This window comes from Fusibacter ferrireducens, assembly GCF_015352425.1.
Classification (GTDB): Bacteria; Bacillota; Clostridia; order Peptostreptococcales; family Acidaminobacteraceae; genus Fusibacter_A; species Fusibacter_A ferrireducens.
Genome location: NZ_JADKNH010000001.1, coordinates 459,556 through 472,356 on the forward strand (window position 1 = coordinate 459,556; position 12,801 = coordinate 472,356).

Annotated in this window: 10 protein-coding genes; 4 read left to right on the forward strand and 6 right to left on the reverse strand. The window is 38.0% G+C overall.

Annotated features, from left to right (window positions below):
- Nucleotides 1-114: 114 nt before the first annotated feature.
- Nucleotides 115-477, reverse strand: a complete 363-nt coding sequence (locus ISU02_RS02240; RefSeq protein ID WP_194700144.1) for an MmcQ/YjbR family DNA-binding protein — start codon at nt 475-477, stop codon at nt 115-117.
- A gap of 277 nt (nt 478-754) precedes the next feature.
- Here ISU02_RS02240 and ISU02_RS02245 point away from each other — a divergent pair, with 277 nt between their 5' ends.
- On the forward strand, nt 755-2,680 hold the full coding sequence (locus tag ISU02_RS02245; RefSeq protein WP_194700145.1) for an ABC-F family ATP-binding cassette domain-containing protein: 1,926 nt from the start codon (nt 755-757) through the stop codon (nt 2,678-2,680).
- Nucleotides 2,681-2,858: 178 nt separating this feature from the next.
- Here ISU02_RS02245 and ISU02_RS02250 read toward each other — a convergent pair whose 3' ends face one another.
- Complete coding sequence (locus tag ISU02_RS02250) at nt 2,859-4,241, reverse strand: sigma-54 interaction domain-containing protein (RefSeq protein WP_194700146.1); 1,383 nt, start codon at nt 4,239-4,241, stop codon at nt 2,859-2,861.
- Nucleotides 4,242-4,653: 412 nt separating this feature from the next.
- On the opposite strand from ISU02_RS02250, the gene ISU02_RS02255 reads away from it, so the two are divergent.
- Nucleotides 4,654-5,556 carry a DMT family transporter gene (locus tag ISU02_RS02255; RefSeq protein ID WP_194700147.1) on the forward strand — a complete coding sequence of 301 codons (903 nt, stop codon included), beginning with the start codon at nt 4,654-4,656 and terminating at the stop codon, nt 5,554-5,556.
- A 13-nt stretch (nt 5,557-5,569) separates the two neighbouring features.
- Here the strand turns inward: ISU02_RS02255 and ISU02_RS02260 are convergent, their stop codons facing one another.
- Nucleotides 5,570-7,063, reverse strand: a complete 1,494-nt coding sequence (locus ISU02_RS02260) for an aminotransferase-like domain-containing protein (RefSeq protein ID WP_194700148.1) — start codon at nt 7,061-7,063, stop codon at nt 5,570-5,572.
- Between the two features lie 282 nt (nt 7,064-7,345).
- Here ISU02_RS02260 and ISU02_RS02265 point away from each other — a divergent pair, with 282 nt between their 5' ends.
- Nucleotides 7,346-7,984 (forward strand): YczE/YyaS/YitT family protein, encoded by a 639-nt coding sequence (locus tag ISU02_RS02265; protein ID WP_194700149.1) that lies wholly within the window; start codon nt 7,346-7,348, stop codon nt 7,982-7,984.
- On the opposite strand, the gene ISU02_RS02270 is transcribed toward ISU02_RS02265, so the two are convergent.
- A complete protein-coding gene (locus tag ISU02_RS02270) occupies nt 7,967-10,105 on the reverse strand; it encodes a DNA topoisomerase III (RefSeq protein ID WP_194700150.1) in 2,139 nt (712 codons plus the stop codon). The two genes, ISU02_RS02265 and ISU02_RS02270, sit on opposite strands and share 18 nt — an antisense overlap.
- 93 nt (nt 10,106-10,198) lie before the next feature.
- Here ISU02_RS02270 and ISU02_RS02275 point away from each other — a divergent pair, with 93 nt between their 5' ends.
- Nucleotides 10,199-11,095: a CPBP family intramembrane glutamic endopeptidase gene (locus ISU02_RS02275; RefSeq protein WP_194700151.1), complete on the forward strand. Its 897-nt coding sequence runs from the start codon at nt 10,199-10,201 to the stop codon at nt 11,093-11,095.
- Nucleotides 11,096-11,139: 44 nt separating this feature from the next.
- On the opposite strand, the gene ISU02_RS02280 is transcribed toward ISU02_RS02275, so the two are convergent.
- Entirely contained in the window at nt 11,140-12,012 is an 873-nt protein-coding gene (locus tag ISU02_RS02280; RefSeq protein ID WP_194700152.1) for a radical SAM protein, read from the reverse strand.
- A 227-nt stretch (nt 12,013-12,239) separates the two neighbouring features.
- Complete coding sequence (locus ISU02_RS02285) at nt 12,240-12,791, reverse strand: GNAT family N-acetyltransferase (protein WP_194700153.1); 552 nt, start codon at nt 12,789-12,791, stop codon at nt 12,240-12,242.
- Between the last annotated feature and the right edge of the window lie 10 nt (nt 12,792-12,801).

The following is a 12,801-nucleotide window of genomic DNA, read 5'->3' on the forward strand; positions in this document are numbered from 1 at the left end:
ATTTATAAAGTATACGTTTAATGCACATATCCCCCTTATTATATCAAATTAGTGGCAATGAAGTCTTTTAAATTTAAATGTCAAATGTGTTTTGGACGCTGCTCTTTTAGAGTCTCAAGATGAGGTTTCAATTTCTTTCTGCAATTTTTTAGAGAGTCCAGAAAATACTAGATGATATGATGCGTCAATCATTTTTTTTATTAAATCATCGGGCACATGACCTTCTAGATAAATTGAATTCCAGTGTTCTTTGTTCATATAATACCCTGGGATAATATCTGAAAAGTTTTCGCGAAGTGCAAGGTTTTCCATCGGGGAACCCTTAAGTGTGATGATCGGTTTGCCAGCTTTATCACCACCGATCATAGCAAACATCTTACCACTGAGCATATAGCGATCAACGCCCCACTCTGTCTTGAATTCATGTTGACATCCTTTTTTTGATTTACAGTAATTGTGAAGTCCTGAATATTGCATTGTACACCTCCAAAATTGTATTCATCCAATCTATGTAGTTTCAACTTGTATCTTTGATCGCCGAACGAGAAAAACGCCCAGCAAAATAATAATCATGGAACTCATCTACTGAGATTCTTACTATAAGTGTTTTTTAGAACATACTTTCGATTAATATATATCATAACGTATTGTTAGACAATCATCAAGTATTTTACGCGCTCTTTTATGGACGTTATTCGAATTTATGATTATAATAAGGAGTAGTTTATAATAATGTTATGATAAGGTGGCAAAAATGACAATTTTAACAATAGAAAATTTATCTAAAAGTTATGGTGAGAAATCACTGTTTTCCAATATTTCTTTTTCAATAAATGATGGCGATAAAATCGGCATTATCGGTGTAAACGGTACGGGTAAGACGACGCTTTTAAGAGTTCTATTCGGTTTAGACACACCAGACACTGGCAATATTCTCAAGAAGTCTGACTTAACGGTTGAGTATTTGCCTCAAGATCCTGAATTTGATCCTGAAGCGACCGTTATAGAGCAAGTCTTTAAAAGTGACACAAAAGTACTTAAAGTGGTTCAGCAGTATGAAGAAGTTATAGAATTTCTTGAAGAACAGCCTGATGATGTCTCTTATCAGCTCAAACTTGCTAAGCTCACAGAAGAAATGACTGCTCATGATGCTTGGGAGATTGAAAGCAAAGTCAAAATGATTCTCACTAAACTGGGGATACATCGTTTTCATGATAAAATGGCCATCTTATCTGGAGGGCAGCAAAAGAGAGTCGCACTGGCTGCCGCCTTGATATCACCTTGTGACTTATTGATACTGGATGAACCAACCAATCATATGGACAACAGCACTATTGATTGGCTTGAGGAATATCTGGGCAGTCGTAAAGGTGCTCTTTTAATGATTACCCATGATCGGTATTTCTTGGATCGGGTCGTGAACAAGACCATCGAACTCGATAAAGGTGCATTATTCAGTTATCAGGGCAATTACAGTTACTTTGTCGAAAAACGCATTGAGCGACAAGCGATGGAAAATATCATAGAGCGTAAAAGGCAAAATTTATATAGAACTGAACTTGCTTGGATGCGTGCAGGGGTTCAAGCTAGAGCCACTAAGGCAAAAGCAAGAATTCAAAGATTTGAAATTTTAGAAAGCAATAAGAAAAATTTAGACGTGGAGAGTCTAGATATACCCCTTGGACAGTCCAGACTTGGGAAAAAAGTCATTGAGATCGAACACTTGAGCAAGCAATTTGGAGACTTAATTGTCGTCAATGATTTTTCATACACCGTTCTTAGAAATGATCGCATTGGGATTATTGGTGACAATGGGGCTGGTAAATCGACACTTCTTAAAATGATTGCAGGTTTATTAAGCCCTGATTCAGGGCATGTCGATATAGGTCCCACAGTAAAAATTGGTTATTTTGAACAAGGTACAGATGATCTTGAAGACGATCTCAGAGCCGTTGAATACATCAGAAAACATGCAGAGTATATTGAGACCAGCACAGGATATAAGATTTCAGCTGCACAAATGATGGAGCGTTTTCTCTTTGACAGTGACTTGCAATGGAGTTATATCAGCAAGCTCTCTGGCGGAGAAAAAAGACGTCTCTATCTCTTGAGAATTCTTATGGAAGCGCCAAATGTATTGTTGCTTGACGAACCCACGAATGACTTGGATATTGACACATTAAAGGTATTGGAAGCCTACATTGATGATTTTGATGGTGCTGTGATTTCAATTTCACATGACCGCTATTTCTTGGATAGGACAAGCGATCGTATTTTTTCTTATGAAGGCAATGGACATATACTTGAACACACGGGGAATTACTCTGATTTTATGGATTTTAGAAAGACAGATGCATATCAAGCACAGTTCCCTAACGTTGAAAAAGAACAGAACTCCAAAAGTGGTGCTGAAAAAAGACAACCTGAGGATAAGCCGAGACAAGCTAAACTCAAATTCACATTTAAAGAAAATAAAGAGTTTGAAACCATTGAGTCTGAAATTGAAGCACTTGAAGCTAAACTTGAAATCATTGAGACAGAAATGGCGGCAAATGCACATGACTTTGTAAAGCTTGGCACATTAATGACGGAAAAAGAAAAATTTGAAGAAGCATTGCTCGACAAAATGGAAAGATTTGAATATCTATCAGAGCTTAATGACAAAATTAAAAGTCAATGATTTAAACTGGAAAATTAAAATTGAGGTTAGAAGTTAAAGCATCCATTGTAACTCTTAGATTTTTAAAAAATAAAACTCATGAATTAATAATATAATGAACAGATGAAAAGGCACTCTTCGCATGAATGAGCTTTAAGTTAAGCTATTGCGAATGGAGTGCCTCTTTTAGTGGCTTTATTCAATCTTCCACAGTGGGTTTGACATATTTTTTAATCAGTCTAATGGCCTTACTCTGAGAAATATTAAGTGCCTTGGCCAGTTTATAGGAACTTTTACAAGATTCATAGCAAGCGTTAACAATGGAACCTTCATAGAGTGAAACCACATGATCTAAATCGATATCATCCATTTTAGGGGCAATGTCCACAAGCATTGATGGTGGTAAATCCGAAACTTGAATGACAGTTCCCGTGGTCATTAAAACGAGATTGTGTATCAAGTTTTGCAGTTCGCGGATGTTCCCTTGCCATGTATGATGTCTTAAGTGCTTTAATGCATTTGGAGTCATTTGTTTTTCAACGCCATAATCCGCAGCGTATTTGGTCAAAAAATAATTGACCAAGCTATCGATATCTTCTCTGCGTTCTCTCAGTGGTGGGAGCTCTATAGACACGACACTGAGCCTATAATAGAGGTCTTCTCGAAATAATTTTTCGTGAACAAGTTCCAAAAGGTTTCTATTGGTGGCAACGATGATTCGAGTATCCACGGAGCACAATTTATCGCCCCCCACTTTTGTAAAGCTATGCTCTTGAATAAATTGAAGAAGTTTTGACTGCATGAGCAGTGGAATCTCCCCTATTTCATCCAAGAAGAGCGTACCTTTGTCAGCGAGTTCGACTAACCCCTTCTTTCCCTTGGATTTTGCCCCAGTGAATGCCCCCGATTCATATCCAAAGAATTCAGATTCGAACAGATCATTGGGAATGGCAGAACAGTTAATGGTTATAAACGGACCTTCCACACGGTTGCTCCTCTGGTGAATAAGTTTTGCAATTTCAGTTTTACCTGTACCGGATTCGCCTTGTATCATGATCGTAGCCATTGTCGAAGCAATACGCTCTACGGTTTCGTACAATCTCGTCATCGTATGACTTTTAAATTGATGAAGTGCAGGTTGAAAAACATTTTGCTGACGAATAACATCAATTTCTTGCTTATATCGATTGAGTTGATCTGTTTGTGTTGTCATGTCCAGCTTAAGTTGTTCAAGTTCTGTTATATCGCGTGTGTTTGCCACGATAAAGTCAATTTCCTCTTGGGCGTTGATAAAAGGGATTGCCGTTATCACAAGATTTCTCCCTGTACTTGTTTTTTGTGAAAGCGTACAGGGTTTTTTAGATTCTAAAACTTTAGTTATGGGCGTTTGATCAGAATACCCATTTTCCACAAGGTACATAGCGGTCTTGCCCATCATGTCTTCGCGTTTCATGTCATAATTGCGTTCAAATGCCTTGTTGCAATAGAGTGTTTTACCTTCGTGATCACAGACCCATATTTCATCATGTGATGTTTCCAATATTTTTTTATAAAAACAGTTATGCTGTGTCGTATTTTGCATAGGATCACCTCCGATAAGTCAATTATAACTCAAATATGAGTTTAGACAAGTTAAAATTAACTCAAAATATTTGATAAGGAAATAATATTAGAAAAATATAAGTCTAAAATGACTTGATTGGATCATATAAATGGCTTGTGTTTATTTTGGATTTAAATATTATCTAGTGTGACATTTGTGTTATTGAAGCCATTTGACGGAAAAGGACTCCAAATCTCTGTAAATATGAGAAGCTTTTAAACTTATGCAAATTGGCATTCTATTTGCTATAAAAATCAATAGCATAAATTGATAGCATCCATCGGTGCCACAGTAAGCATCAAACAAATTGGTCTATCAACAGCATTGACAAGTTATTAAAATAATTGACACAGCATAGATATAGAAATGTTGGTGGAGAAATGAGGTTAGGATGACGCCTTTTAATAATGGATATATAAGCGTTGCAATAGCGGCTGTATTTTGGGGGACAATTGGTCTCTTTGTCAAAATTCTTGGTGGTATGGGCCTTTCTATTGAAGCCATTGTCTTTATAAGACTCTTTTACGGCTGTTTGATTTTGGCCCTTATTATGTACATGAAATCGGGTTCTTACTTCAAAGTGGATCTAAAAGGGCTCGCTTTATTGGCGTTTATGGGGGTATTCACTCAAGCGGCTTTCAATTTGGTTTATTTCAAAACAATTGAGGTGATTGGTGTGGCTTCAGCAGCAGTTCTAGTTTATGTGGCCCCTGTTTTAATCACTTTACTGTCACGATTAATTTTCAAAGAAGTTTTAAATCCATTTAAAAAAATAGGACTTGTCATTTGTCTTCTAGGTGCTTTTATGGCCATAACAGGCGGTCGAATGGAAACTTTAAATATGGATCAAAAAGGCATTTTATTGGGACTGTTATCTGCAGTTATCTATGCAATGCTTTCCATTACAAGTAAAATTGCAATTGAACGTTATGATCCATTGACCGTTGTCTTTTACAGTTTCCTCTTTGGGACAATGGCCATAAGTCCTTTTGTGCCTCACGAAGATTTTATGATGATGTTTTCTAAATTGGATATGATCATGTTGTCCTTTACGATGGGGCTTGTGCCAGCGGCATTTGCGTACTTCTCATACTTTAGAGGGATTGGGCAGAAAATTGACCTTTCTATTGTCGGCATAATTTCCACGCTTGAATTATTGGTTTCAGTACTGATCGGACGTCTATTCTTAAATGAATCCATCACGGCACTTAAAATGGTCGGCTTGTCCTTGATCATGCTCTCTATCTTTATATCGCAGTACCAGGGACATAAGGTGAACAAAAAATTGGTCTAATGAGAATCCTTCTCTAAGTGTTTGGCGATTGTGAGCATTGGTGCATAAGGGGTTTTAAATCTTCAATCATATGAATTATTCGAGTGAGGCTCTCCATAATGTGAGCCTCTTCTTCATATGAAAAACAGATTCTAAACTGATTATTGCCATTAATACTGCTATAACAGTGTTCACCTAAAAGTACTGTGATACTTGCATCGGTCATGAGTTTATAGTATAAAAGTTTGCAATCAAAAGAAGATGGCAATGTGATCCAGAGCACTAACCCGCCGTTGGGGTAAGAAACTTTTAGATAAGGAGGCGCAATGGCATCCATATGTGCTTTCACGCGTTTCATAAGCATTTTTAATTCATGTCTAACCCAGATCAAATGTTGTTTATGAGCAACAGAACCCAGATATGATGAAACGATAACTTGATTTAACAGAGGTGCGCTGGAATCAATGCTTGATTTTGCATTGATCAATTTTTGTCTCAATACGGGATCGGTAATGATTGCAGAAAGCTTTAGCGAGGGTCCTAATGTTTTACTGAGTCCAATAAGGTATAGGACTCGTCCCTCGTCATCAATACTCTTAAGAGGACGTTCCATGCGATCATAATATAAATCGCTCCACGAGTCATCTTCAAGGACTAAAAAGTTATGCTCTTTAGAGAGCATTATAACCTCCTGTAGCACATCTAAACGCGCCGAATAACCCGTAGGATTGTGAAAATTGGGCATAGTATACAAGAGTTTTACAGGATTTTTTTCGCAGACTTCCAAGAGTGCATTGACATCAAGGCCCTTAGATGTCATAGGCACTTCAATAATTTTTGCCCCCCTGCTTTTAAAGACGTCTATTGCACCTGGAAAGGATGGGGACTCAATGACGACCACATCGCCATGCGCTACGAATGTTTGTGCGACGAGGTTGATGCCTGCCTGAGAACCACTTGTGATGATCACATTTTCAGGGTTTGATTCAATGCCTTTATCAATGACGTGTTGACAGACCTTTTCAATCATTACTGGATCGCCTTCCACAGGGGGATGCTTTAAGAGCATTTTTATGTCATATTGTGTCAAAAAGTTCTCCATAATAAAGGCTGTTGGCAAGAATCGTTCATGCAAAGAAGCTATCCCCAGATTGTAGCTGGTCATATTTTTGTATCGGAGTGTTCTCTGAGTGAAGCCTGCTCTTACGACGTAGTCTTGAATTTTATCTTGCCATTGGTCATGGCTCTCCACAGATTCATTATTGCTTGCAAATAGATTGTTTGCAAATAGATTGTTTGCAACAAAGCTACCCTTGCCTTGAATTTTATAGATGAGATTGTTCATTTCAAGTTGTTCATAAACTTTTACAACAGTCATAGCACTGACTTCTGCCATCTTTGAAACTGTTCTAATAGAGGGCAATGCTGTGTTTGCAGTGAGAATGCCTGAGACGATACGATTTTCAAATTCGTCGTATAACTGTTGCCTTAAGCTTGTTTTACTATGTCGATCGAGAAATATTTTCATAGGGACCTCTTTATGAATTTATTGTTTTCAATAGCCTACTCTGGTACCATTATAGTATAAGCTGTTCTACTGTTCTAGTCCTAATTAAATAAACTGTTCTCTTTTTTTTTTGACTGTTCTATATGAAATCTCATATAATAGACTCAAGCTAGAGATGAAGTTCAAATAAAAGACTCTATTTAGAAGTGAAATTTAGAAGTGAAATTTAGAAGTGGAAGACTTGAAATATTCAAATCTGATAAAGGAGTCATTATAAATACGACGATCAAATGGAGGCTCTATATGAATGATAAAAAATTAGGCATGAGAATTTTAAGATTATTTTTCGGTATTTTCCTATACGCGCTTGGGATTGTTTTATCCATAAGGGCAGATATAGGTGTTGCGCCATGGGCAACATTTCACCAAGGTATTTCCAATTTGCTGGGTATTACGTTTGGGCAAGCCACCATTGGTGTTGGCTTTATCATCTTGGGATTCAACTACTTCATGGATATAAAAATTGGATTCGGTACGATCATCAATGTGTTTGGTATTGGTTCACTGGTTGATTTTTTGCTCGTAAATAATATCGTGCCTAAAATGACCACTTTATTAGGTGGCATTGTTATGGTTATTCTCAGTATGTTTGTGATCGCCCTTGCAACTTATTTCTATATTGGTGCAGGGTTCGGAACTGGACCAAGAGATGGCTTGATGGTTGGACTCGTTAAAAAAACCAATAAAAAGGTTGGGCTCATTCGAGGTAGCATCGAACTCACTGTTCTCTTTATTGGTTTTATGCTAGGTGCAAAGGTGGGGATTGGCACCGTTATTTTGGGTGTTGGCATTGGTCCTATTGTGCACTGGACTTTTAAAGTACTGGATTTTGATGTTAAAAATGTTGAACATCAATACCTGTCTCTAAAGTTTCAACTTTGATAGCGCATCTGCAAGTGGTGAGACGTATTCGGAATTCTTCTTTTGTTCTTGGAGGTATTTCTGTACGTCTTTTTGACTGCCCTTATTGGCTGCTTCTTTACGGCGTGCATTAAAGGTGGCCATTTTTTCTTTATGACCGCATTTACAGATAAAATATTGCGCCTCCCCTGTGCCTCTGAGTTCTAGTTTTTTATGGCAGTTAGGGCATCTCGCATTGGTCACTCTTGACAGGCTTCTCCTGTAGCCGCATTCGCGGTCTTGGCAAACCAGCATCTTGCCTTTTTTGCCACTTACCTCCAACATGTATTTGCCACAATCAGGACATTTTTCTCGGGTGAGATTATCATGTTTAAAGGTTGCTTGACTGTTTTTAATGTCTCTAACACTGTCTTTAGAGAATCCTTTAATATCACCTATAAATTGATCTTTTTTGAGTTTGCCGCTGGCAATCAGTTCTAACTTTTGCTCCCAATCCGCAGTGAGCTCCGCTGATTTTAACACAGGGGGTACAATGTGAAGCAATTGCTTTCCCTTGGATGTAATTTGAAGGTATTTCCCATTCTTCTCGATGAGAAAACTGCTCAGTAGCTTTTCAATAATATCTGCGCGCGTTGCCACAGTGCCTATGCCATAAGGCATATTTTTTATAGGATGTTCCATTGCTGTAAGGAGTGTTCCTTCAGTATAGAGTGGCGGTGGTGATGTGGCCCCTTTTGTCATGTGGATGCCATTAATTTTAAGCGCATCCCCTTTTCTAAGACTTGGCAGAAGCTGTTCTTTTAACGGATCTTCCGAGTCATCCTCTTCAAAGTCATTATTGTAAACTTCTTTCCACCCCTGTTTTAAGATTACTTTCCCCTTGGCTCTAAATTTCTCGCGATCAATGCTTACAACAACACTTGTCTGTTCATATTCGAATGGTGGCAACAAAACGGCAATAAAGCGTTTGACCACAAGATCGTAGATTTTACGCTCATCACTGGTGAGCTTAGAAAGATTCACTGCTTGTTCAGTGGGAATAATCGCATGGTGATCAGAGACTTTAGAATCATCCACAAAGGCTTTATTGGGTTTAATGGGTTCTTTAGTCAATCTGAATGCAATTTTAGCCACATCGCCATTGCCGCATGCTCTGAGCCTGTCTTTCAATGTTGGGACAATATCTTGTGAAATATATCGAGAATCTGTTCTGGGATATGTCAGAACTTTGTGTTCTTCGTACAATTTTTGCATGAGATTTAATGTTTGTTTTGCAGAAAAGCTGTATATTTTATTGGCATCTCTTTGAAGCTCTGTGAGATCATATAATCCTGGTGAATAGGTCTTCTTAAGTGTTTTATCAATACTTTGAACAGTGGCTGACTTGTTTTTTAAACCATTTATAATGGTCGCAATCTTATTTTCATCAAAACTTTGTGCATTGTTTTTTTCATCAAACCAAGTCAGTTTTAAACCATTTGAGACAGCACTTATACCAAAATAGGGCTTTGATTTAAAGTTTTGAATTTCGTCGCCTCTTTTAGAAATCATGGCAAGCGTAGGCGTTTGAACACGGCCACAAGATAATTGTGCATTGAACTTGCAAGTTAGCGCCCGAGTGGCATTCATGCCCACATACCAATCTGCTTCAGAACGTGCCCTTGCTGATGCGTACAGGAGTTCATAGGCTTTCCCATCTTTGAGCTTTGAGAAGCCTTCCTTGATGGCTTTATCTGTCACTGAAGAAATCCAAAGGCGTTTAACTGGTTTTTTAAGATTTATCTTTTCAAGTATCCACCGTGCAACGAGTTCACCTTCGCGACCTGCATCAGTTGCTATGACAACTTCATTGACATCTTTTCTAAGTAAAATTTGCTTAACCGCTTTATATTGACCACTGGTTTGCTTGATTACGTCTAGTTTTAGCGGGCTTGGTAGCATTGGCAAATCCTCAAGTTTCCAACTGGCATATTTTGAGTCATATGCTTCGGGATCAGCCAGTGTTACCAAATGGCCAAGCGCCCAAGTGACGATGTATTTATCCCCTTCTATGCAGCCGTTCCCCTTCTTATGGCAGTTAAGGACGCGTGCAATGTCTCTACCCACGGAAGGTTTTTCGGCAAGTACTGCTGTTTTACTCATATTTTCTCCTAACATATTCGAATTTATTTGAACTAATGATATACTTATAGAGCAAGAATGCTTAAAAATAATATATTTTAAAGGAGCGACTTTATGGACAAAAATCAGTTAAAACTCATTCATGGTACTTTGAGTTCAAAGTTATTGCTTAATTTTATACTGGCTCCTATATTGGCGATTGTGTTTATATTCGTGGGTCAGACTGCAGGTTATGCCCTTTTTTTACTGATGAGACTAGATCTGTCTGGTCCAACACTTTCCATGATGCTGTTTATGGCACTGACTTGCGGCATGACGATTGTCATGGTCTTTATCTGGGTACATTTTATAGAAAGACGTTCTTTAAGTTCACTGGGATTGTATAGATCATATATGCTTATACACTATATTCAAGGCTTTGCAATTGGATTTCTGATGTTTTTAATGGTCATGTGCTTATTATTTGTCACAAGACAAATGTACATTGTGCCACAACCGCATTTTAGGGTGGGGATTTTGGCATTACCCATTATTTTAGCAATGATTCCCGTTTGGATGATTCAAGGCGCAAGTGAAGAAATTCTAACACGGGGTTGGCTCATGAATACATTAATTGCAAGATATAATTTGCCGTTGGGCGTGATACTTTCTTCTACTCTATTTGGCCTCTTGCATTTACTCAACACACATGTAAGCTATATCGCAATACTCAATATTGTGCTCATTGGCGTATTCTTTGGTCTATATGCGTTAAAGACTGAAAATCTATGGGGTGCATGTGGCGCACACAGCGCATGGAACTGGGCACAGGGCAATATCTTTGGTCTTGAAGTCAGCGGTAACACAATGAACGCCAGTCTTTTTCAGACAAAGCTTATCGGTCCGGACCTCATTACAGGTGGTGCATTCGGTCCAGAGGGCGGTTTTGCGGTTTCCATTGTAATCATTATAGGCATTCTTATAGTCTATCGATTGCCTTGGCGACAAACTGCCGGTAAGTCGATAGACTAGTCATTTCAATTATATAAGTCATTTAATAGTGGCTTGGTTTTTATCTATAGACTTCTGTTTTGATCCAATAGACTTTCATCTTCATAGCATTCGATGGCATATTCAATTTGCCCTAAAACTTTTTTTTGATCTTCTGGGAAAGTCCCGCGTAAAGTCAAGTAATTAGACGCATGATTACTTCTAAAGATCGCATGGCGGACATCTATATGTTTTACCATTAATAACGTTTCTTTTAAAGTATCCAAGGGCTTTAAAATCTTAAACGTACCCTGTTTGATTTCTTCTGCAAGTGGTGTATGGGGTTCAATGAGGAGCGTCAGTAGCCCTATATAATCAGGAGATATGGCGTTAATCACTTTGGCAGATTCAAGTGCATGTGTTTCCCACAGGTGTTCTCCACCGAGTCCAGAGATCACCATTGTTGAAAGCAAGATATCCACTGACATGATTTTTTGGCCTGCCGCAACAATCTGATCGGAAGTCGCCCCTTTTTTAACACGGGACAACACTTGGTCTGATCCAGATTCAATGCCCATGTAGATAATGCCTAAACCCAATGACTTTAAGTATTTTAAATCTTCAATTGATTTGGAAAGAATATCTGATGGCGAGCCATAAATCCCAATTCTCTTGCATTCTGGAAAAAGTGTTCTTATTTTTTTTATAATACGCGCAAGTTTATCGGTAGACATCACCAACGCATTGCCATCTGCCAGAAAAAATTTATCCACGAAGGCATATACTTGTCTTGCATCTTCAAGATCTTCGATAATTGCGCTTTCAGGACGCATTCTAAATTGTTTATCTTTATACATACTGCAAAATGTACATTTATTGTGAGCACAACCTATGGTCACTTGCAGAATTAAGCTATTGGCTTCACTGGGGGGCCTGTATACAGTGCCTTCATATCGCATAGATATACCTCTTTTATTGTTATTGTAGTGGGCATAACACATGTTTATAGCAACTTGTATAATCGTGTTACACCTTACTAGTTTAACATATTTTTTCGAATAATTGTAATTGCAAAAAGGATGAATAATCAGCGCGTATGGTAGGCCTAAGTAAAAGCCCCATTATTAGATCACACGACAGATACTGAGACTGGTGATCATAATGAGGCTTTTTTTCGCGGTATGGATTACAATGTTATTGAAAAGAGCTTTAATTTTGTGCCCTCTTTTACATTTGGATCAAATTCATTGAGATAACCCAATGGCACAAAGTGATTATGGGTTAGCAATTTAATAGAAGCATCGTGATCTTCGTGTGTAACAGCATCAATTTGCTTGAGCATGAGTTCGTGTTTAGCAAATTTTATAACTGCTTTTAGGGCTTCATCTGCATACCCGTTGCCTTGCATTGAGGGCATTAATTCATAACATATTTCTGCATTTTTGCGGTCTTTGGAAAAGGACCATAAACACATCGTGCCTATGGCATCCAGTATACCTTCACGTTCAAGTATCCAATAAAAAACCTTTCCTTGGTCCATGTCCTCTTCTGCTTTTTTTACAAATTTAAGTGCACGTTCAATATTTTCATAGGGAGATGCTTTGACAAATTTCATATTTTCAACATCAGATCGTATTTTAAAAATAGTAGGGGCATCTTTTGATTCCAATGCTCTCAACCTGAGTCTTGGTGTCAATAATGTAGGGATTATATGATGCTTAGTTAAATCGTTACTCATAGCAAACCTC